Annotated in this window: 20 protein-coding genes and 1 pseudogene; 8 read left to right on the top strand and 13 right to left on the bottom strand. The window is 58.6% G+C overall.

Annotated features, from left to right (window positions below; genetic code table 11):
• Nucleotides 1–2: 2 nt before the first annotated feature.
• Together KDX39_RS13195 and dusA are read right to left on the bottom strand one after the other, a co-directional pair.
• Nucleotides 3–434, bottom strand: coding sequence for a universal stress protein (locus KDX39_RS13195; protein ID WP_099226519.1), 432 nt, complete (start codon nt 432–434; stop codon nt 3–5).
• Nucleotides 435–579: 145 nt separating this feature from the next.
• Complete coding sequence (gene dusA, locus KDX39_RS13190; RefSeq protein WP_231660656.1) at nt 580–1,590, bottom strand: tRNA dihydrouridine(20/20a) synthase DusA; 1,011 nt, start codon at nt 1,588–1,590, stop codon at nt 580–582.
• Between the two features lie 101 nt (nt 1,591–1,691).
• Between dusA and KDX39_RS26600 the strand changes: the two are divergent.
• Nucleotides 1,692–1,790: pseudogene (locus KDX39_RS26600) on the top strand (integrase); the annotation flags it as partial.
• Nucleotides 1,791–2,015: 225 nt separating this feature from the next.
• Here KDX39_RS26600 and KDX39_RS13185 read toward each other — a convergent pair.
• Both KDX39_RS13185 and KDX39_RS13180 read right to left on the bottom strand, forming a co-directional pair.
• Nucleotides 2,016–2,426, bottom strand: a complete 411-nt coding sequence (locus KDX39_RS13185) for a LexA family protein (protein ID WP_231660655.1) — start codon at nt 2,424–2,426, stop codon at nt 2,016–2,018.
• 98 nt (nt 2,427–2,524) lie between these two features.
• Complete coding sequence (locus KDX39_RS13180) at nt 2,525–3,766, bottom strand: M20/M25/M40 family metallo-hydrolase (RefSeq protein ID WP_231660654.1); 1,242 nt, start codon at nt 3,764–3,766, stop codon at nt 2,525–2,527.
• Nucleotides 3,767–4,030: 264 nt separating this feature from the next.
• Here KDX39_RS13180 and KDX39_RS13175 point away from each other — a divergent pair, with 264 nt between their 5' ends.
• Both KDX39_RS13175 and tal read left to right on the top strand, forming a co-directional pair.
• Nucleotides 4,031–6,202 (top strand): TonB-dependent siderophore receptor, encoded by a 2,172-nt coding sequence (locus KDX39_RS13175; RefSeq protein ID WP_231660653.1) that lies wholly within the window; start codon nt 4,031–4,033, stop codon nt 6,200–6,202.
• 259 nt (nt 6,203–6,461) lie between these two features.
• Complete coding sequence (tal, locus tag KDX39_RS13170) at nt 6,462–7,397, top strand: transaldolase (protein ID WP_099228935.1); 936 nt, start codon at nt 6,462–6,464, stop codon at nt 7,395–7,397.
• A 78-nt stretch (nt 7,398–7,475) separates the two neighbouring features.
• Here tal and rssC read toward each other — a convergent pair whose 3' ends face one another.
• Both rssC and rssB read right to left on the bottom strand, forming a co-directional pair.
• A complete protein-coding gene (gene rssC / locus KDX39_RS13165) occupies nt 7,476–7,961 on the bottom strand; it encodes an anti-sigma factor antagonist RssC (RefSeq protein ID WP_004881040.1) in 486 nt (161 codons plus the stop codon).
• On the bottom strand, nt 7,961–9,142 hold the full coding sequence (gene rssB, locus KDX39_RS13160; protein WP_231660652.1) for a two-component system response regulator RssB: 1,182 nt from the start codon (nt 9,140–9,142) through the stop codon (nt 7,961–7,963). Before rssB ends, rssC begins: the two co-directional genes overlap by 1 nt.
• Nucleotides 9,143–9,408: 266 nt before the next feature.
• Here rssB and KDX39_RS13155 point away from each other — a divergent pair, with 266 nt between their 5' ends.
• The gene (locus tag KDX39_RS13155; protein WP_004881036.1) at nt 9,409–9,708 is read left to right on the top strand and encodes a PilZ domain-containing protein; all 300 of its coding nucleotides are present in this window, start codon (nt 9,409–9,411) and stop codon (nt 9,706–9,708) included.
• A 78-nt stretch (nt 9,709–9,786) separates the two neighbouring features.
• Here the strand turns inward: KDX39_RS13155 and KDX39_RS13150 are convergent, their stop codons facing one another.
• Nucleotides 9,787–10,488, bottom strand: a complete 702-nt coding sequence (locus tag KDX39_RS13150) for an MlaA family lipoprotein (protein WP_231660651.1) — start codon at nt 10,486–10,488, stop codon at nt 9,787–9,789.
• A gap of 191 nt (nt 10,489–10,679) precedes the next feature.
• Between KDX39_RS13150 and KDX39_RS13145 the strand changes: the two genes are divergently transcribed.
• Both KDX39_RS13145 and KDX39_RS13140 read left to right on the top strand, forming a co-directional pair.
• Entirely contained in the window at nt 10,680–11,291 is a 612-nt protein-coding gene (locus KDX39_RS13145) for an HAD family phosphatase (protein ID WP_231660650.1), read from the top strand.
• 103 nt (nt 11,292–11,394) lie between these two features.
• Entirely contained in the window at nt 11,395–11,661 is a 267-nt protein-coding gene (locus KDX39_RS13140) for a DUF4404 family protein (protein WP_231660649.1), read from the top strand.
• Between the two features lie 59 nt (nt 11,662–11,720).
• On the opposite strand, the gene queF is transcribed toward KDX39_RS13140, so the two are convergent.
• From queF to KDX39_RS13120, 4 genes are all read right to left on the bottom strand, one after another.
• The gene (gene queF / locus KDX39_RS13135) at nt 11,721–12,551 is read right to left on the bottom strand and encodes an NADPH-dependent 7-cyano-7-deazaguanine reductase QueF (RefSeq protein WP_231660648.1); all 831 of its coding nucleotides are present in this window, start codon (nt 12,549–12,551) and stop codon (nt 11,721–11,723) included.
• Between the two features lie 242 nt (nt 12,552–12,793).
• Entirely contained in the window at nt 12,794–14,038 is a 1,245-nt protein-coding gene (locus KDX39_RS13130; protein ID WP_231660647.1) for a lipoprotein-releasing ABC transporter permease subunit, read from the bottom strand.
• A gap of 62 nt (nt 14,039–14,100) precedes the next feature.
• Nucleotides 14,101–14,784 carry a lipoprotein-releasing ABC transporter ATP-binding protein LolD gene (gene lolD, locus KDX39_RS13125; protein ID WP_173335977.1) on the bottom strand — a complete coding sequence of 228 codons (684 nt, stop codon included), beginning with the start codon at nt 14,782–14,784 and terminating at the stop codon, nt 14,101–14,103.
• A 7-nt stretch (nt 14,785–14,791) separates the two neighbouring features.
• Entirely contained in the window at nt 14,792–16,042 is a 1,251-nt protein-coding gene (locus KDX39_RS13120; RefSeq protein WP_184323239.1) for a lipoprotein-releasing ABC transporter permease subunit, read from the bottom strand.
• Between the two features lie 102 nt (nt 16,043–16,144).
• On the opposite strand from KDX39_RS13120, the gene KDX39_RS13115 reads away from it, so the two are divergent.
• Nucleotides 16,145–16,732, top strand: coding sequence for a PilZ domain-containing protein (locus KDX39_RS13115; RefSeq protein ID WP_231660646.1), 588 nt, complete (start codon nt 16,145–16,147; stop codon nt 16,730–16,732).
• 55 nt (nt 16,733–16,787) lie between these two features.
• The gene (locus KDX39_RS13110) at nt 16,788–17,510 is read left to right on the top strand and encodes a glycerophosphodiester phosphodiesterase (RefSeq protein ID WP_231660645.1); all 723 of its coding nucleotides are present in this window, start codon (nt 16,788–16,790) and stop codon (nt 17,508–17,510) included.
• A 42-nt stretch (nt 17,511–17,552) separates the two neighbouring features.
• On the opposite strand, the gene sthA is transcribed toward KDX39_RS13110, so the two are convergent.
• Both sthA and KDX39_RS13100 read right to left on the bottom strand, forming a co-directional pair.
• Complete coding sequence (gene sthA, locus KDX39_RS13105) at nt 17,553–18,947, bottom strand: Si-specific NAD(P)(+) transhydrogenase (RefSeq protein ID WP_025995295.1); 1,395 nt, start codon at nt 18,945–18,947, stop codon at nt 17,553–17,555.
• Nucleotides 18,948–19,082: 135 nt separating this feature from the next.
• Nucleotides 19,083–20,060, bottom strand: coding sequence for an FAD:protein FMN transferase (locus KDX39_RS13100; RefSeq protein ID WP_231660747.1), 978 nt, complete (start codon nt 20,058–20,060; stop codon nt 19,083–19,085).
• Nucleotides 20,061–20,274 lie beyond the last annotated feature (214 nt).

Below are 20,274 nucleotides of genomic sequence, written 5' to 3'. Positions count from 1 at the left end.
GCTTACTTGATAAGCGTCACCGGCACCGACGCTTCATGAATGACCCGCGTGGCGACCGAGCCCAGTAACAGGCCCGTCACGCTGCTCAATCCGCGGGTACCCATGACGATCGCGTCGCAACCCAGCTTCTGCACCTGCGCCTCGACCTGCTCCGCGACATTGCCCAGATCGACATGCGCCTGAAAGGGTGTTCCGGCAGCGGTCAGCAGTTCGATCGCATCATCCAGCACACGTTTGCCTTCGTTGTTCAGACCGGCCTTCACACCCTCGATCATGTCCGGCGCCAGGTAGAGGCTGTAATCGATCGGACTGGCCTGTACGTTCAGCAGATGAACCTCAAGCGACTTTTTGAGATCGGCTGACAGCTCAATGACATACCCGAGAGCTCGCGTGGCGTGCTCGGAACCGTCGAAAGGAACAAGAACTTTATGCATGGCGGCTTTCCTTGTTGGATTATGCCGTCAACATAGCCTGAGCCGCGCGGCACAGCTACTGTAAAGCGTGATTGATTTGACCCAGCGCAGACAATCGACGCCTGGGCGGCCAGACGTCATTGAGAAAACACCTGTTTGCTCGAACCTAGCGACCTTCGAGGAAGGCCGCCGCCTGATCCAGCAGCATCAATGGGTTTTCATGTTTGTGGATATCGACCGAGAGCAACTGCCGAAAACGCCGCGCGCCAGGAAAGCCCTGAGCGAGCCCTAGCACGTGCCGGGTGACATGGTGCATGTTGCCGCCACTGGCAAGATGCGACTCGATATAAGGCCTCAACGCCTCCAGCGCTTCGGCACGACTGATGACCGGCGCGGTGCTGCCGAACAGCTGCTGATCCACTTCCGCCAGCAGATAGGGATTGTGATACGCCTCACGACCCAGCATCACGCCATCGAAGGTCTGCAGATGTTCCCGGCATTGCTCCAGCGTTTTGATGCCCCCGTTGAGGACGATCTCAAGCTGCGGAAAATCCTTCTTCAACTGCGCGACCACGTCGTAACGCAGCGGAGGAATATCCCGATTTTCCTTCGGCGACAGCCCTTCCAGAATCGCGATTCGCGCGTGCACCGTGAAACTCTCGCAACCCGCCTCGTGCACCTTGCCGACGAAATCACACAACTGCTCATAGCTGTCACGGCCGTTGATCCCGATACGGTGCTTGACCGTCACCGGAATGCTCACCGCATCGCGCATGGCCTTGACGCAGTCCGCCACCAGCTCCGGATGCCCCATCAGGCACGCGCCAATCATGTTGTTCTGCACCCGATCACTCGGGCAGCCGACATTCAGATTGACTTCGTCATACCCCACCCCTTCCGCCATCCGCGCACACGCCGCAAGATCCCCCGCCGTACTCCCGCCCAACTGCAGCGCCAACGGATGCTCGGTTTCGTCATGCTTCAAAAAGCGCGCGCTGTCGCCATGCAGCAAAGCACCGGTAGTGACCATTTCGGTGTAGAGCAACGCGTGTCTGGAGAGCAGGCGCAGGAAGAAGCGGCAATGGTGATCGGTCCAATCCATCATCGGCGCAACGGAGAAGCGGTGGGACAGTGCGGGCCTTGTGGGACGGGGGTTCTGGGCAATATCTGGTTGCATGGTCACTGGCCTATTTGTAGCAAAATCTGGTCGTTGTAAGCGGTTTTTTTGGAGCAGTTGCTCCAATGTAGCAACCGGAATGAGGAATGTAGAGAGGGAAAATGGAAACGATCACAATGCGTAAACGCAAGGATAATTCGGTCAGCTACACGGCTCAGATCAGGATCAACCGGGACGGCCGCACAGTTTATCTGAATAGCCCTGGCGTTGCGCACCTCATCACTATCACTACCGCTCAATAACCCATTGCCGATCATTGATTGGTCAGACCGTACCTTCATACCGAAAAGCACCACGGCCTAGACGGCCCAGGAAATCCTGTGGGTCCTTGATGGTAGAGCGTGGTGGTCTGATCGGAATGGGGTGTGCCGTTTGCTGGACATTCAGTGCAAATCAGCTCATCAAGCGATCAATGTCCTCGTCAATCAAACCCGCCTCAAACTCTGCGTCACCACCCCCAGGATAATCAAATCATCATTATCCGTGACAGCCTGCGACGGGTAATCCTTGTGGCTGGATTCCAGCATCACGACATTCCCGCGCATATGCAGACGCCTGCACACCTGTGTCTCATTGAGCGAAGCAATGACAATGTCACCATGCTCGGCGTAGCGTCCGCGGTCGACGATCAGCATGTCTTCCTTGCTGATGTGCTCCCCTTGCATGCTGTCGTCCTGAATCGAAGCAATGAAGAAGTCCGGTTCACGTACTTCGCAAAGCTCCGCTATCGAGACATGTTTTTCGATCACGGGCGACTGCGAGCCGATGGACGACATGGAGATCATGGGAAGCTTGATGCCCCCTGCGGACAAGGGGCCAAGGAATGTGACACTCATGATGCGAGCCTTTTGTGTGATTAACTGTATGCATATACAGTTAATCGCGCATCAGGTTCGAGGTCAACCGCGAACATCAGAAATGTCGACAGGTGGTGTCAGGGCTTGGACTCCGAAAGCTGCTGGATCAGCGCCACTGTCAGGTAAAGCCTGGGCGCAATGCTCGACAGTTCAATGTACTCGTCATCGGCATGCAAACCCGCCCCGACGACACCCATCGTCTCAAGCACCGCCGGCTTGGCGCTGCCCGGCACGTACGCATAGCCTGCGTCAGTGCCGAAGCGCATGGCAATGGGTTCGATGTTGCGGCCAATCTTTCCGTAAAGCGCTTGGGCGGTTTTTGCCAGTTGCTCGGAACCTGGATTCTTCGCCAACGGTGGGCGACCTTTTTCCAGGCGCACTGTCACTTCGGTGCCATCAATGAGCTTTTTCTGCACGATACGCTGAGCGTCGGCCAGCACACGATCGCTCTCGCTCAGGTCGGAGTAGCGCATGTCGCCTTCGGCCGAGGCGCTGGACGGGATGATGTTGCGTTTCTCACCACCTTTGATCAACGTCCAGTTGACCGTTGTGCCTTTGGCTGGATCGCCGAGGTCCTTGAGTTGCAGCATCTGGTGTGCCAATTCGATTGCCGCATTGCGCCCGGCTTCCGGCGCGGAACCTGCGTGTGAAGACTTGCCTTTCACATCCAGCAGTACACCGTTGATGCCGTTGGTTGCGACCGTGACGGCGTCCTTGTCCGGTGGCTCGTAGGAAAATACATAGTCGTGCTGACGGGCGAGTTCGGCGATAACTTTTTTCGAACCGCTGGAGCCGGTTTCTTCATCCGGGTTGAAGAGCACGGTCAGTGTGCCGAAATCCTTGAAGCCCTGGTCCTGAAGCAGTTTCAGCGAATGCAGGATCATCGCCACGCCACCTTTGGCATCGGCAACGCCTGGGCCGTAGGCGCGCTCGCCGTCTTGCTTGAATGGACGTTTCTCGGCAGTGCCCGGCCCGAAGACGGTGTCGTAATGGACCATCAGCAGAAAGGATCGCGTGCCACTGCCCTTCAGCGTGCCGACAATGTTGTCACCTGCGGAGGGCGACGTAGGCGTCGTGGTGACTTCGGCTCCCAACGCTTTCAGGCGTTCGACCAACAGCGCGCTGACGGTTTTCAAGCCAGGTGCCTGACCCGTGCCGGTGTCGACGTCCACCAGTTCCTTGACGGTCGCGAGGTAGGCTTTTTGTTCGGCTTCGGCCTTTTTAAGTAACTGCTCGGGCGGCAGATCCGACGCGAAAGCGCCTAAAGACAGGACGGAGAAGGCGATGACACTCGCAACCGATGTACGTCGAAATTGCATGCTGGTTCCCTCAGATCATTGCGGTTTGAAACGTCATCTTACGCAACCTGCCCCACAACGCCACTTCCAGAAACCCGAGCAGGATCGATGCCCTAAATGCAAATATGTATACAAATGTAACTGATAGTAATTAGCATTTATCCAATTGTGAAAAAATTGTTAGGATCCTGCGACCAGCCCGCTGGCTGACCAAACGTCCGGCGCCCCGTTGTTCAAGTAGTTCGCCACTTGCCAAACGCTAAGGTCCATCGTAGGAAACCCACCATGTTTCGTCCGCTCACTTCGCTGACCGCTCTTGCGATTATCGGCGCATCAACCGCTGCCTTGGCGGCTCCCGCTCAAACCAATCCGCCCACCGAAACTCAGTCGGGCGCGTTGACGCTGGACAATGTCGACATCAATTCCCGAGCGGGCTTAGCGGGAACGGCTACCACCGAAGGTAGCGGCTCCTACACCACAGGCTCCATGAGCACCGCCACCAAGTTGCCGCTGTCGATTCGCGAAACGCCACAGTCAGTCAGCGTGATCTCTCGTCAACGCATCGAAGATCAGGGTATGAACGATCTGAACGATGTCGTGAAATATGCGCCGGGCATCATCCTGCGCAAGTTCGGTACGGATCGTCAGCAGTTTCTGGCGCGCGGTTTCAGCATCGACAACCTGATGTACGACGGTTTGCCGACCATCGTCAGCACGTTCACGCTGGACACTATTTCTGGCGCTGACCTGGCGATGTACGACCGTGTCGAAGTGGTTCGCGGCGCCACGGGCCTGATGACAGGCGCGGGCAGCCCGTCAGCAACGCTGAACCTGATCCGCAAGCGTCCCACCGCCACTCCACAAGTCAGCGTGACCACCAGTGCTGGCAGTTGGGACCGTTACCGCACCGAAGTGGACGCCTCCAACAAGCTCAACGAATCAGGCACCTTGCGCGGTCGTGTAGTGACCGCGTATGAGAAGGGCAACAGTTTCCTTGACGAGCGCGACGAAGAACGCCAGACGTTCTACGGGATACTGGAAGCAGACCTGAACGAATCGACTACCTGGACCATCGGCGCGTCGAAACAGCGCGATGATGCGACCTCGGACTGGGGCAGCCTGCCTTCAGGACCCAATGGTCAGTACCTCGGCCTCCCCCGCTCCACGTTCCTGAGCAACGACTGGGCTTACTGGGATCGGGACAACGTCAGTGTATTCACTGACGTCACTCACCGGCTCGACAATGGCTGGAGCGGCAAGATCGCAGCGGCGAAGATCTGGGCCGAGTCGGACATGTATTCCAATTACCTCACGGCCAATGGCAATGGTTATGGCCAGGCGGCAGGCCAGTACGACACCACCGATGTACAGACCAACATCGACGGCTCGCTGTCCGGCCCTTTCAAACTGTTCGGCCGCGAGCATGACCTGATGCTGGGGGTCAGCCGCCGTGAGGAGAAGTTCGACCAGAAAGGCGGCTTCTATGGCTCGACGCCAATCGACATCTACAACTTCAACCCGAACGTGATTCCCAAGCCAGACATCAACACGCGCACCGCCTATGTCAGCCAGAACACCGCGACAGAAGACGGCCTCTACGCGGCAGCCCGTTTCAACCCGATCGATCCGCTGCATATCATCGTCGGCAGCCGGGTGAGCTGGTACGACTATCAGAATCGCTCGGCCAACACCGGCGATTACAAGGTCACCCGCGAAGTCACGCCGTATGCAGGCATCGTCTACGACCTGAACGACACCTACTCGGTTTATGCCAGCTACACCGAGATCTTCAAGCCACAGAACCAGCAGGATGTGAGCGGCGCCATTCTTGACCCCATGACCGGCGAGAGCTACGAGATCGGTTTGAAGGGCGAATACTTCAACGGCGGCCTGAACGCTTCCATTGCGCTGTTCGACATGACCCAGGAAAACCGTGCTTACGCCATCGTCAATCCGCCTGCCAGTTGCCAGCAACAGAACAGAACCTGCTACGAGGCAGCGGGCGAAGTGCGCAGTCGCGGTATCGACGCAGAAGTGACTGGCGAACTCACACCGAACTGGCAGGCCTCGGCGTCCTACACGCTGGTGCTGAGCCAGTACGTCAAGGACCGGAACTTCGACAAGGGTGATCGATTCGCAGCTGAGCAACCCAAGCACCTGTTCAAGGCCGCGACCACGTATCACCTGTCGGGCGATTTCAGCAAATTGCGCATCGGGGCCGATGTGCTCGCTCAGAGCGACACCTACAACCGTGTCGGCACCGGTCGCTCGGAACAGGATTCGTATGCGGTGGTAGGCCTGATGGCTGGCTATCGTTTCGACGAGCACTGGGACGCCCGAGTGAACCTGAATAACGTGCTTGACGAGAAATACTGGCAGGGCATTCCAACTGCGACCGGCAGCGGCGTTTACGGTGATCCACGCAACGTGATGTTCTCGTTGAAATGGTCGCTTTGATTTGATCGTACGGCCAGGCCGGTCAGAATGGCCTGGTCGCTCGATGGATGCGATGGTGAACATTTGACGTGATGGAAAACGCTTAAATCAAGGTTCAGGGAACAAGCAGCTCGCCGTGGGCTCAAAACCATTCTCGACAAGGTTTGCGCGACATTGCCGACCCTCGACGCCGCTGATGCGCAAACCTTATGCGCCACGGCCTTGAGTGGGCGGCAGCGCTCGGGTAATGTCATCCAACCGCACAGGACAGAGCACGCTCATGACTTCCAAGCTGGATCAACTCAAGCAATTCACTACCGTTGTTGCCGACACCGGTGACTTTGGCGCGATCAAAAGCCTCAAGCCACAAGACGCTACCACCAACCCTTCTCTGCTGCTCAAGGCAGCGTCGAGCGAGAGCAACTCGCAACTGCTGGCAGACGCATTCAGCGGCAGCAAAGGTGATATCGGTCTGGCTTGCGACCGCTTTGCCGTAGCCATCGGCCAGGAAATTCTCAAGGTCGTTCCAGGCCGCGTTTCCACCGAAGTGGATGCTCGCCTCTCTTTCGACACCAATGCCCTGATCGAGCGCAGCGAGCGCATCATCGGCCTGTACGATACGGCCGGCATCAGCCGTGACCGCGTGCTGATCAAGCTGGCGTCCACCTGGGAAGGTATTCGCGCCGCAGAGAAGCTGGAGAAGGACGGTATTCAAACCAACCTGACCCTGCTGTTTTCGTTCGCTCAGGCCATTGCCTGCGCCGAAGCAGGCGTGTTTCTGATTTCGCCGTTCGTGGGCCGCATCTACGACTGGTACAAGAAGTCGTCCGGTCAGGACTACACCGGTGCCGAAGATCCGGGCGTGCAGTCCGTGACCCGCATCTACAACTATTACAAGGCGAACGATTACAAGACGGTGGTGATGGGCGCAAGCTTCCGCAACCTGAACCAGATCGAGCAACTGGCGGGCTGCGACCGTTTGACCATCAGCCCGGACCTTCTGAAGCAACTGGCTGAAGATACCGGCACGCTGGAGCGCAAACTGGCTCCGGGCAACCCCGGCGAAGATGGCAAGGCCGGCCATAAGCTGACTGAAAGCCAGTTCCGCTGGGCATCCAATGAAGATGCCATGGCCACCGAGAAGCTGGCTGAAGGTATCCGTCAGTTCGCTCGCGATCAGGAAAAGCTCGAGGCTCTGCTCTCCGCCAAGGCCTGAAAACACTAAAGGGCGACACCCTCACGGGTGTCGCCCTTTTTGCTGACTGCGATTCAGCGACGCAGACGAAAACTGCGGTCAGCGCTGGCCTTCGAGCGCGTTCACCAAGTCATGGAACGCTTCACGATTGGAGTCATTCAGTCCCATGAGGATCTTGTGTGCTTCAAGCACCTTGGCCTTGACCACTTCCTCGCATTGATCCTGCGAAGGCAGATCAGTCAGGCACTCAGGACGCGGGATGGGCCGGTCAACGATGTTGAACACCTGATCGAAACCCATCGACTGCAACAACCGCGTGATGTCTTCATGCGTGGTCACCAGCGTTGGCAACAGCCCCACTTTCTGACGCGACAGGATCGAAAGTTTGGCCAGCAAACCAAGCGTCGTGCTGTCGATGCTGCGAGTTTCGGTCAAATCGATCACTACCGCCGAAAAATTCAACGCAGTGAAGATTCGCTCGATAGTCGCGTCCAGGGCCGAACACAGCGTCAACCGCACTTCACCCACGAACTTGAGAACGAAGGTGCCTTCCTGCTCGGCGAACTGGATTCTACCGGTACTCATTAAAGATTCCTGCTTAACACTAACAAGGCGATATCATCCGGCATCTCCCCTAGCGTTGCCAATTCAAAAACCTGACGCAAGCCATCCAGGCTGCCGCCGGCCGTCTTCACCAACTCAGGTAACACGGCTTCTTTCTCTTTGAGTGTATCACCGGGCAACAGATCGAGTATGCCGTCAGACAGCATGGTCAGACTGAACGACGCTGGCAAGTCCATTTCGTGGTCTTGATACGTCGCTTCGTTGAACAACCCGACCGGCAGCCCACGCCCTTCCAGGTAACGCGTCCGACCCTCGGTGTACAGCACCGGCAGCGGCAGATGGCCGCCAACGGCATAGGTCAGCTTGCCCGACTCTTCATCGATGACGCCGCCGACCATGGTCACGTGCTTGCCCAGCTTGCAACTGATGAGCCCACGGTTGATGTGCCCCAGTACATCGGAAGGCTTGAACTCAGGCAAGGTCCCACCGCGCTTGGATTCAAACAGCAAACGCGTGGTCATGAATTTCAGCAGTACAGTGATGAATGCAGAGGAAGCACCATGCCCGGACACGTCGGCCAGATAAAACGCAACCCGTCGTTCATCGACCCTGAAATAGTCGACAAAATCGCCTGACAGGTACAAGGAAGGAATGATCTGGTGGGCGAACTGAAACTCGTCGATCGCCCACGGCGTGATCGGCAACATGTTCATCTGGACTTGCCGGCCCGCATCCTGGTCTTCCTGAAGCAGGTGGAGGCTGGCTTCAAGTTCGCGATTGGCTGTTTCCAGTTTCTCGCGGTAGACCTGGTTTTCCTTGAGCAGGCGCGCCCTGTCCAGCGCTCGACGCACTGAATGCTCAAGCACGGCAAGGTCTTCGAGTGGCTTGATCAGGTAATCGGCGGCGCCCAGACGCAGCGCTTCGACCGCGTCGCTCATGACGCCCGCACCGGAAACGACGATGACCGGCGTTTGCGGAGCGATAGACGTCACCTGACGAATCAGCTCAAGACCGCCCATCTGAGGCATGCGCAGGTCGCAAACCACAAGATCAGGGGTTTTCTGCTCGAATATCTGAATACCCTGCAAGCCGTTACTTGCCTGCAGGACGCTGAAGCCACTGTCTTCCAGATAGGCGGCAAGGCTTGCGCGCACGACTTCGTCGTCGTCGATTATCAGCAGCGTGGCACTGGTTTTTGGCATGTGGGCAAACGGCGCCAGATCAGGTTTGCGTAGGCGGCCCGGTCAACCGGAACCTGCTTACTGGATTCGCTTCTAGCCTCTCTTCAACGATCCGTGCGCAACCGGGTTGCGCATCGTGTTTCAGAGGTGCCCTTCAAGGCGCAGACGGTACTCCCATCCGACGGGCGTTTCAAGCGTACTCCGGCGCGGACTTTGCGCTCTTTACATCACAAATCGCCGGGAGTTATAAGAACGGTCACCTCAGCAACCAAAACGAAGGACTGGACATGAGTCGAACTGATCGCGACTACGAGGAGAAACGGGATTACATTCGCATGCGCGTGGACGCAGACGTCAACCTGATCCATGCGGGACAGGTTATTCCCGCCGTGTGCATTGACCTTTCAAGCTCCGGCATGCAGGTCCAGGCGCCCCGCTCGTTCAGCGTCGGGGACAAGCTGAACGTCAGCATCGATTCCGATCATCCGGCGCTCAAGGGCCTGGAAGCTGATACTGAAGTGGTCTGGGTCACGGACGAAGAAGGCGGCGGACAGAAACTGGGCCTGTCCATCGTGTCCATGAAGTGAGTCACGGTTCACATTCCGGAAAAACAATAAAGGCGACCTAAGGTCGCCTTTATTCGTTATCACGCCACTCGGAGACGATCAAAAATCGTCTACAACCTGCCCGTCCTTGACCTTGAACTCGCGGTTCTGCAGATAGGCATTGCGGATGAATGTGTAACGGTCGCCACTGATCATACGCTCTGCCGACAACAGACTGGCGCGGGTATCGACCAGATTCACGCCCAGCGCGGTGTTACGGGTCGGTACGTGGTCGATATAACGATACGGCGTGGTGTAAGTGTCCGGAACCTTGGCGATGGCATCACGCACGGTACTCGGCCCCAGCAGAGGGATCACAACGAAAGGACCGCTGCCGACACCCCAGTAGCCGAGCGTCTGTCCGAAGTCTTCGTCGTTGCGCTGCAGGCCCATGTGGGTGCCCACATCGATGAAGCCCAGCAGGCCGAAGGTGGTATTGAAGATCAGGCGGGCGGTATCGACACCGGCGGCCGCCGGTTTGGCCTGCAGTACGTCGTTGGCAAGGTTGCCTACGTCACCGATGTTGTTGAAGAAGTTGTGCACACCGTCCTCGACGAACTGAGGCGCAACATACTGATAACCCTTCGCCAGTGGCTTGAGCGTGTAGGTATCAATGACATCGTTGAAGCGGAAGATCGCGCGGTTGACGCCTTCCCACGGATCGTCTTCTGCCGCCTGCGCGACAACTGGAACCAGTACCATACCGGCACAGAAAGACAACTGAGCCAGACGTTTGATAAAGCCTGCACCGGTCACGGGCATAGCTGACACTCCTGATCGAAATAATGACGCGGGTGCTACGCCCCCACACGCAAGGACCGGCAGTATAAAGCGTTCTGTGACAAATAAGGCAGTTCTGTCGGTAAGGCAACGCAGGTAAACGCAGTCATCACTCGTTCATCGCAGTGTCACAAAAGAGCTGTAGCGTGCTTTGGTATTTCAGAGAGATCACCATGCTCGCGCCGGTCCTCAACCCGCAACCCTCCTTCCCTGCCCTGCTGTTCGGCCTCAGCGGTTGTCTTGTGGACTTTGGTGCGCAGGCCGCCAGCCCTGCGGCCGACCAGCAATGCAATCACGCCGAGGCGACACCAGGTGCATTGGATGCCCTGCGCTCGCTGCGCCAGCAAGGCCTGCCCTGTGCCTGGATCGATGAACTCCCTGAAACACTCAGTAATAAACTTGCAGCGCCCATTCGCGACTGGATCGTACCCGCGCCCCGCCCCACCGCACAGTGGCCTGCCCCGGATGCATGCTGGACCGCCCTGATGGCCCTGGGTGTACGCCAACTGGATGGCTGCGTGCTGATCAGTGGTGACCCCCGCCTGCTGCAATCCGGGCTCAGCGCCGGGCTGTGGACCATTGGCCTGGCGTCCTGCGGGCCGTTGTGCGGGTTGTCGCCCCTGCAATGGAAAGCGCTGAGCGATGCCGAACGTGAACAGCGACGCGCTCATGCCACGCTGAAGCTCTATGCGCTGGGCGTGCATTCGGTGATCGATCATCTGGGCGAACTGGAGTCCTGCCTTGCAGACATCAGCCTGCGCCGCAGCAAGGGCGAAAAGCCCTGACACATATGCAGCCTGCTCTGGAGTGGATTAGTCTTAAGGCGTCACGAACCTTTAGCCCAGCGGCGTAGTCCATGGGACAGACTTATTATTGAAGGAGCACGTCATGCCTGCCCGTGAACTGCAAGAACAACTCAATACCTTGCGCGAGCAACTGGAGCAGAATCCCCCGCTTTCCGAGGACGAACGCGGCAATCTGCATGAACTGATGGCGCAGATCCAAGCCAGAATAGAACTGGAAAACGCCACTCACGAGGACCCCAGCCTGGCAGACGGCGTGAACCTGGCAGTCGAGCGCTTTGAAGTGGACCACCCGACCATCGCCGGCACCCTGCGCAACGTCCTGCAGACATTGGGCAATATCGGGATTTAATGATCGTACCCACGCCGGGGCCTGAGAACGATCAACGATCAGTCAACGAGCCGCCAGGCTTACTGCCTTGCCAGCCTGCCGTTATCCACGTCAAGCGCCTCGGTACTGCGGTACGGGTTGATGTCCAGACCACCGCGTCGTACATAACGCGCGTACACCGTCAGCTTTTCCGGCTTGAGCAGTCGCTGCAGGTCGAGAAAGATCCGCTCCACGCATTGCTCGTGAAAATCCGAATGCTGGCGAAAGCTGACGATGTAGGCCAACAGACTCGCATGATCCAGCGCCGGACCACGGTATTCGACGACTACGCTGCCCCAGTCCGGCTGACTGGTGACCGGACAGTTGGACTTGAGCAGATGGCTGTACACGCTATCTTCAACCAAGTGCGACTCATCACAACGCAGCAGCTCAGGTTGCGGCCGATCATAGCTGCTGACGCTGATGTCCAGATCATCGATGCACACGCCCGGCAACGTCGCGACCCCTTCACGCTCGATCTCGTCAAGACTGCGAATGCGCACGCCAACCGGCTTTCCGGCAGCGGCTGAAAGGTCTTTCTCCAGCGTGGCCTGTAGTTGCTCACGCGTCTCGAACGCGCTCTGGTTGAGCGAGTTGAGGTACAGCTTGAACGACTTGGACTCGATGATATTGGGCGAATCGGCCGGAATACTGAACTCGGCAATCGCCACCACCGGTTTGCCCGACGGCAGCAGCCAGGACAGCTCATAGCAGTTCCAGAAATCGACACCCTGATACGGCAGCGTCTCGGCCGTCAGTCCCAGCTCGGCCCATTTCGCGGTGCGCGGAATCGGGAACAGCAAGGACGGCGTGTAGATGGCAATGTACTCACTGGACTTGCCCAGCGGCGAGTGTTCGGCTGCGGGATGCATGGCGATACCTGAATCATGAATTAACGCGGCGAGTTTATAGGGTTTGCAGCGCGCTTTCAGCGACAATATGTCGCCGGACACGATGCAGCCGGGTCGTTGCAGTCACGTCAGCTTCATCGTGCCGGGCATTGAAAACATCGGGATCGAGATCGCCTCTGAAGCCTTGCCTGTTCGACCATCAAGACCCGCCAGACTGGAAAGCGGTGAGCACACAGGACTGAGCCTGGCGATCATCAGCCCGGTCACTCGTAACGTAACGCGTGCGCTGGCTCGATCTGCGCCGCGCGCCAGGCCGGATAGACCGTGGCCAGAAAGCTCAGGATGAAACCGGCGCTGCAGATCAGCAGCACGTCGCCGCCCTGCAACTCGGACGGCAGGTTGCTGATGAAATACACGTCGGAGCTGAAGATGTGCTGGCCGCTGACCCGCTCGATCCAGCCCACCAGACTGCTGACATTCAGCGCCGCGATGATGCCGAGCACCCCGCCGATCAGCGTCCCGACGATACCGATCACCGTGCCCTGCACCATGAAGATCGCCATGATCTGCTTCGGTGTCGCGCCAATCGTGCGCAGTATGGCGATGTCGGCGCCCTTGTCATTCACCACCATGATCAATGTGGCGATGATGTTGAACGCGGCCACCGCGACAATCATCAGCAACAGCAGACCGATCATGGTCTTTTCCATCTTCATGGCGCTGAACAGACTGCCTTGTGTGTGTGTCCAGTCATCGGCGCGATACCCGTCCCCCAGGCTACCGGCGATGGCGGTCGATACTTGCGGGGCCATGTACAGGTCTTTCAGTGCAAGACGTACGCCCTGGACCTGATTCGGCTGCCAGCGCTGCATCTGCGCGGCATCTGCGATGTTGATCAGTGCCATGGAGCCGTCCAGCTCGGCACCGACCTTGAACACGCCGACGACAGTCAGACGCTGCAGACGCGGGGTGATGCCGCCCGGCGCGCTACTGACTTCGGGCACGATCAAGGTCAGTTTGTCACCCACACTCAGCCGGAAGCGACGTGCGGTGAGATCCCCCAGCACAACGCCAAACTCGCCTGGCTTCAGGTCTTCAAGGCTGCCGCGAGTGATGTGCTGGGCGACGATCGACACTTCGTGCTCGAGCGCCGGATCAACACCGCTTATCTGGATGGGCTGCATCGAGCCCTTGTAGGACAGCATGCCTTCCATGTCGGTGAACGGCACGGCTGCCGTGACTTCGGGATTTTTCAAGGCAGCGGCGGCCAGCGGTTTCCAGTCATCCACAGGCGTTGTGCCCGCGATCACGGCGTGGGGCACCATGCCGAGAATCCGTGAGCTCATTTCACGCTGAAAACCGTTCATCACCGACAGCACCACGATCATCGCCAGCACACCCAGTGCCAGACCGATCATCGAGGTCATCGAAATGAACGAGATAAAGCTTTTGCGGCGCTTGGCGCGGGTATAGCGCATGCCGATGAAGATGGGTAACGGTCTGAACATTCGCGGAGCACCGTAGAAAAAGTGTAGAACCCGACGCGATGACTTGCGCCGGGCCGGGTGAATCAAGCCTCGACGAGGCGGCCGTCTTCCAGACGCAACACGCGGTCCATCTGTCTGGCCAGGCTCATGTCGTGGGTCACGACCAGAAACGCGGTGCGCGACGAGGTGCTCAGTTCACGCATCAGATCCTGAATGCCCTGGGCGGTATGGTGGTCGAGGTTGCCGGTCGGCTCGTCGAGCATCACCAGCCCCGGCTGATTGACCAGTGCACGGGCAATCGCCACGCGCTGACGCTCACCACCGGACAGTTCGGAAGGCTTGTGCGCCAGGCGATGCCCAAGCCCCACCCGTTCCAGCAGCGCAGTGGCGCGCTTGCGAGCCTCGGGAATCGCCGTACGACCAATCAGCAGCGGCATGCAGACGTTCTCCAGCGCCGTGAACTCGGGCAACAGGTGGTGAAACTGGTAGACGAAACCCAGCGCCCGGTTGCGCAACAGTCCACGGGCTTTCTCGCCCAGTGCCGACAACTCTTCACCCGCCAGCCAGACGCTGCCTTGCGAAGGCGTATCCAGACCGCCCAGCAGATTGAGCAAGGTACTTTTGCCCGACCCCGAGCTGCCGACGATGGCGACGCGCTCACCGGGGTGCAGTTCCAGTTGCAGGCCGGACAACACAACCACTGACTCCGGGCCTTCCTCGTAGGATTTACCCAGGTTGCGGCAACTCAATACAGCTTTATCAGACATGCCCGACTCACTCATAACGTAACGCCTCCGCCGGCTGGGTGCGCGCAGCACGCCAGGCGGGATACAGGGTGGCGAGGAAACTCAGGACCAACGCCGCACCGCAGACCTGGAACACGTCCTGGGCCATCAGTTGCGAAGGCAGGTAATCGATGAAATAGACGTCGGCGTTGAGAAACTTGTGGCCTATCAGCCCTTCGAGCGCCGATATCGCCGCGCTGACGTTGAGCGCAGCCAGAATGCCCAACGCCGCGCCGATCAGGGTGCCGACAACGCCGATCACTGTCCCCTGCACCATGAAGATCGCCATGATCTGGCGTGGCGTGGAGCCCAGCGTGCGCAGGATGGCGATATCACCCTTCTTGTCGTTGACCACCATGACCAGCGTGGAAATGATGTTGAATGCCGCCACGGCCACGATCAGCAGCAACAGCAATCCGATCATGGCTTTTTCCATGCGGATCGCCTGATACAGGTTGCCGTGTGTGCGGGTCCAGTCACGGGAGTAGAAATTGTTTTCACCCAGCTTCTGGGCGATTTCCCACGACGTACGCGGTGCCGCGAACAAATCGTCGAACTTCAGACGCAGGCCTTGAACCTGATTGGGCTTCCAGCGATGCAGGCGCGCCAGATCATCGAGATTGGTCAGGCCCAGATAGCCGTCTATCTCGCCAGCGCCGACGTGGAAAATGCCGGTCACTTCGAAACGCTTCATGCGCGGAAACATGCCAGCAGGCGTCAGCGACACTTCAGGCGCCACGAAGGTCAGCTTGTCGCCGACCGCCACACCCAGCTTGGCCGCCGCCTTGTCACCAATCATGATGCCGAAACTGCCGGGCTCAAGGCTGTCGAGCTTACCCTGCTGGATGAAGTTGTCGATGATCGACACCTTGCGTTCCTGAGCCGGATCAATGCCATTGAGCAGCACTTTCTGCACCTTGCCTTCATGGGTCAGCAGACCCTGCATCTGCGTGAACGGCGCAACCGCAAGCACCTGAGGGTTCTCCTGAACCCTGGCGGCCAGCGCCTTCCAGTCAGTGATCGGATCGCCGGACTCGATGGTGGCGTGGGGCACCATTCCGAGCACGCGGGTGCGCATTTCATGATCGAAGCCATTCATGACCGATAACACGACTATCATCACCACAACGCCAAGCGCCAGGCCAATCATGGAAGTCAGGGAAATGAAGGAAACAAAATGGTTACGTCGTTTTGCACGTGTGTAGCGCGTGCCGATGAATACAAAAAGAGGTCTGAACATTAGGGACTTTGTTCGCAGGAATGGGGACGTCCGTGTGGCGGGCCTTGACGTGCAGCTTTACACTCGAGACTCTCTGACCACCGCCGCTACCATGGGTTCGCCATGTCGACATTAGATGAAGCAGAACGCCGCGAATACTACCGTATCGATGCCAGCGTCGCACTGGAAATTAACCCGCTGTCCGCAGCCGAGACCGCCAGCCACGAGGCGATGAAGGAGACCTCGGCGCTGTTCGACCTGCTCAGCGAGCTGCATGTCAGCGAATTCGAATCCCAGCATCTGCTGCGCCAGCTCGATGAGCGGGACCGCGTGCTCAACAGCTTTCTCAAGTCGCTGAACAGGCGAATCGACCTGCTCGGGCAGGTCGTCGCCCACACCGCGCTGGGCAAGCTCGGCACACCGCAGCAGGTCAAACTGTCCGAAGGCGGCATGCAGTTCAATTCGTTGCAAAATTATACCGTGGGCGAAGAGCTCTCGATAAAGATGGTGCTGATGCCACAGGCATCCGGCCTGATGCTGCACGCCAGAGTCACGCAGAGCGACCCGCAGGCCGACGGCGGTTTCGACACCTGGGTCGAGTTCGTGCAACTGCCCGATGCACAGCGCCAGCTGATTGCCCGCCACGTTCTGCAACGTCAGGCGCAGCAACGTCGGCAGGCGCTGGAGCGAGGCCAGCCCTCTGGCTCATGATCAACCCCTCATCCGATCACACAAGTAGTTGGCGCCTTAGAGGCCAGGAGTAAACGTGACCCTTATCTACGGCCACCGCGGCGCCAAGGGCGAAGCACCGGAAAACACCCTGACCAGCTTTCAGGAATGCCTCAAGCATGGCGTTCACCGTTGCGAACTGGACCTGCACCTGTCGCGTGACGGGGAACTGATCGTTATCCATGACCCGACCCTCAAGCGCACCACCGACCGGCGCGGCAAGGTCCATGAACATGAAGCCTCGGACCTTGTGACCTACGACGCGCGCAAGGGCGGGCCTGGCTGGGTGAACCCCTGCCCGATTCCGCGTCTGGAAGAGCTGTTCGAAAAATGCAACTTCGAACACTGGCAACTGGAAGTCAAAAGCGCCTCACGCACCCGCGCCGCAAACACCGTGCTGGCAATCCGCGAAATGGCTCAGCGTCACGGCTTGCTGGACAAGGTCACCATCACGTCCAGCTCCCGTGAAGTGTTGCGTGCCGCGGTCGAGTTGACACCGGATATCTCGCGGGGACTGGTGGCCGAATACGCCTGGCTCGACCCGCTGAAGGTCGCGCAGAACTATGGTTGCGAAATTCTGGCGTTGAACTGGACGTTATGCACCCCTGAACGCCTGCAGAAGGCACAGCGTCAGGGGCTGCATGTGTCGGTATGGACGGTCAACGAACCGGCGCTGATGCGCAGGCTCGCTGACTTCGGCGTAGACAGCCTGATTACAGACTTTCCCGGTTTGGCCACCGCCACGCTCGGGAATCGCTGAAATCTGTCGCCCCGGCCGGCTCAGGCCACCGGCCGGAGTCGCTCAAAAAAGCCGGTTGAGGCCATCGTAAGCGGCTACCCGATAGGCTTCGGCCATGGTCGGGTAGTTGAATGTGGTGTTCACGAAGTACTTGATCGAGTTGGCTTCGCCCGGCTGACTCATGATCGCCTGACCGATGTGTACGATTTCGGATGCCTGGTCGCCGAAGCAATGCACGCCCAGTACTTCCAGTGTCTCGCGATGGAACAGTATCTTCAGCATTCCCACGCGCTCACCGGAGATTTGCGCACGCGCCATGCCCTTGAAGAACGCCTTGCCCACTTCGTACGGCACCTTGGCCTGGGTCAGCTCGTGCTCGTTCTTGCCGATCGAGCTGATCTCGGGAATGGTGTAGATACCGGTCGGCACGTCATTCACATAACGCCAACTGCCATTGTCGACCACACTGCCCGCCGCCGAGCGGCCCTGGTCATAAGCAGCACTGGCCAGACTCGGCCAGCCGATCACATCACCTGCACCGTAAACGCTGGCAACGCTGGTGCGGTAGGTTTCATCGACTTCTATCTGGCCACGGCCGTTGGCCTTGAGGCCGATGTTTTCCAGACCCAGCTTGTCCGTGTTGCCGGTACGTCCGTTGCACCACAGCAAGGCATCGGCCTTGATCTTCTTGCCGGACTTGAGGTGCAGAATCACCCCGTTATCCAGGCCTTCGACCTTTTCGTATTCTTCGTTGTGGCGAACCATCACGTTGTTGTTGCTGAAGTGATAACTCAGCGCCTGCGAAATCTCGGTATCAAGGAAGCTCAGCAGTTGATCGCGGTTGTCCACCAGCTCGACCAGCACACCCAGACCGCTGAAGATCGACGCGTACTCACAGCCGATCACGCCAGCACCGTAGATGATCAGCTTGCGCGGGGTGTGTCCCAGGCTGAGAATGGTGTCGCTGTCGTAGATACGCTTGTGGCTGAAATCGATGTCCGCCGGCCGGTAGGGACGCGAGCCGGTGGCGATGATGATCTGATTGGCGACCAGCTTTTCCATGACGCCATTGGCGCAGACCACGTTGATGCTGTTCTCATCGGCAAAACTGCCCGTCCCGAAGAACACATCGACCCGGTTGCGGGCGTAATAGGCGGTGCGTGAGGCAACCTGCTTGGAGATGACCATCTCCGCGTTCTTCAACACATCCGGGAACGAAAACCAGCGCGGCTCGCCAATGGCCCGGAACATGGGGTTGGTGTTGAACTGAATGATCTGTTTGACCGAGTGACGCAGCGCCTTGGACGGGATGGTGCCCAAATGAGTGCAGTTGCCGCCCACCTGCCGACGGCTGTCGACCATGGCGACCTTGCGTCCCGCCTTCGCGGCGTTCATTGCCGCGCCTTCTCCGGCTGGGCCGGAACCCAGTACCACTACGTCGTAGTTGTAGACAGCCATGCGTACTCCTTTAGAACAGTCCGAGGCGCCACTCTGGCATCTCTGGCTAAATCACGCGGCGCAGTCTAGCGCTGCGCCGAGGCGGCGAACATTAACCCTTGGTCGCGTCGAAGGCCACTTTTGTCTGTGCCGCACTTACAGTGGTCGCTCCATCACGAGCCGGTCGAACGACGCGTTGCTGTGAATGATAAAGCGCTTATCGGCACGAATCACAAAAAAAGCAGCAATTTGATGCTCTTGCGCGTAACTCCATCCCCGCTCAGGCCCCAGAATCAACAACAGCGACGACAGCCCGTCGGCCATCATGGCCGAGGGATGAAGCACCGTGACCGAAGCAAGCGCATGACTGACCGGCAGACCGTTCAGCGCATCGAAGGTACGCGAACGCGCGTGCCGTTCATGCTCGAAATGATCACGATAATCACCGGAGGTGGACACACTGTAGTCGTCCAGCTGGAAGACTCTCTGTGCAGTCTCTCGATCATCGCGGGGTGCTTCCAGCTTCACCTGCCACGGCGCACCGTGCGGCTTGCGACCCTTCACGCGCATTTCGCCCATGGCCTGCACCATGTAATCGTGCACGCCCACCGTTTCCAGATAACGGGCGATGCGGTCAACAGTATGGCCAGCCGCCAGACTGTTGAGATCCACCTGCACGGCGGCGTCCTTGCACAAACGCTGACCGTCGATTCTTAGATTGCGATAACCGATCAGGCCCCGCGCACGCTCCAGTTTCGGTGCGGATGGCACCTGCTGTGTCTTGGAAGCGTGAACGCCAAAACCCCAGAGCTCCATGAGAGGCTCTACTGTCAGATCGAAGGCCCCATTGCTCGCCTGCGACAACTGCCTGCCAACATCAATGAGCTCCAGCACGGCGGGCGGCATGTACTGACAACTGTTGGCGGGCAGCGCATTGAACCGGCTTATGTCCGAATCGAGCCGCCAGGTCGACATTTGCTGATCCACTTCGGCCAGCACGGTCTCGACTTCGGACTGCAAATGGGCGCGATCGGGCGTTGTGGCGTCATGGGCATAAACCACTGAGTAGTGATTGCCCATGGTCGGCCCGCCAAAACTTTCCAGTGTCCGCTCCCGCTCGCAGCCACCACACATGACCAGCCACAGGCATACTGCCAACCTGCCCAGCCCTCGTAACCCTATTCCCTGCAAATCAGCGCCCTGCACATCAGTGTCTTGAATACCCATCCTGGAGCGCTCGCCTTCAATACCGAGCACCGCGCGATAAAAAGCCAGCAAGAGTGCCTTGCCCGGCAGCGTCGGGCAAGGCCGAAACGGCCATTCACTCTTATCACACCGATCATTTGCG

Source organism: Pseudomonas sp. CDFA 610 (assembly GCF_021147865.1).
Lineage (GTDB): Bacteria > Pseudomonadota > Gammaproteobacteria > Pseudomonadales > Pseudomonadaceae > Aquipseudomonas > Aquipseudomonas alliivorans.
Note: the sequence above shows the minus strand (reverse complement) of the source record. Positions and strands in the feature narration are given on the sequence as shown.

Bases quoted from the DNA above. Each gene is read 5' to 3' on its own strand.
- KDX39_RS13195 (WP_099226519.1), bottom strand. From the start codon at position 434: ATGCATAAAGTTCTTGTTCCTTTCGACGGTTCCGAGCACGCCACGCGA.
- dusA (WP_231660656.1), bottom strand. From the start codon at position 1,590: ATGCAACCAGATATTGCCCAGAACCCCCGTCCCACAAGGCCCGCACTG.
- KDX39_RS13185 (WP_231660655.1), bottom strand. From the start codon at position 2,426: ATGAGTGTCACATTCCTTGGCCCCTTGTCCGCAGGGGGCATCAAGCTT.
- KDX39_RS13180 (WP_231660654.1), bottom strand. From the start codon at position 3,766: ATGCAATTTCGACGTACATCGGTTGCGAGTGTCATCGCCTTCTCCGTC.
- KDX39_RS13175 (WP_231660653.1), top strand. From the start codon at position 4,031: ATGTTTCGTCCGCTCACTTCGCTGACCGCTCTTGCGATTATCGGCGCA.
- tal (WP_099228935.1), top strand. From the start codon at position 6,462: ATGACTTCCAAGCTGGATCAACTCAAGCAATTCACTACCGTTGTTGCC.
- rssC (WP_004881040.1), bottom strand. From the start codon at position 7,961: ATGAGTACCGGTAGAATCCAGTTCGCCGAGCAGGAAGGCACCTTCGTT.
- rssB (WP_231660652.1), bottom strand. From the start codon at position 9,142: ATGCCAAAAACCAGTGCCACGCTGCTGATAATCGACGACGACGAAGTC.
- KDX39_RS13155 (WP_004881036.1), top strand. From the start codon at position 9,409: ATGAGTCGAACTGATCGCGACTACGAGGAGAAACGGGATTACATTCGC.
- KDX39_RS13150 (WP_231660651.1), bottom strand. From the start codon at position 10,488: ATGCCCGTGACCGGTGCAGGCTTTATCAAACGTCTGGCTCAGTTGTCT.
- KDX39_RS13145 (WP_231660650.1), top strand. From the start codon at position 10,680: ATGCTCGCGCCGGTCCTCAACCCGCAACCCTCCTTCCCTGCCCTGCTG.
- KDX39_RS13140 (WP_231660649.1), top strand. From the start codon at position 11,395: ATGCCTGCCCGTGAACTGCAAGAACAACTCAATACCTTGCGCGAGCAA.
- queF (WP_231660648.1), bottom strand. From the start codon at position 12,551: ATGCATCCCGCAGCCGAACACTCGCCGCTGGGCAAGTCCAGTGAGTAC.
- KDX39_RS13130 (WP_231660647.1), bottom strand. From the start codon at position 14,038: ATGTTCAGACCGTTACCCATCTTCATCGGCATGCGCTATACCCGCGCC.
- lolD (WP_173335977.1), bottom strand. From the start codon at position 14,784: ATGTCTGATAAAGCTGTATTGAGTTGCCGCAACCTGGGTAAATCCTAC.
- KDX39_RS13120 (WP_184323239.1), bottom strand. From the start codon at position 16,042: ATGTTCAGACCTCTTTTTGTATTCATCGGCACGCGCTACACACGTGCA.
- KDX39_RS13115 (WP_231660646.1), top strand. From the start codon at position 16,145: ATGTCGACATTAGATGAAGCAGAACGCCGCGAATACTACCGTATCGAT.
- sthA (WP_025995295.1), bottom strand. From the start codon at position 18,947: ATGGCTGTCTACAACTACGACGTAGTGGTACTGGGTTCCGGCCCAGCC.
- KDX39_RS13100 (WP_231660747.1), bottom strand. From the start codon at position 20,060: ATGTGTGGTGGCTGCGAGCGGGAGCGGACACTGGAAAGTTTTGGCGGG.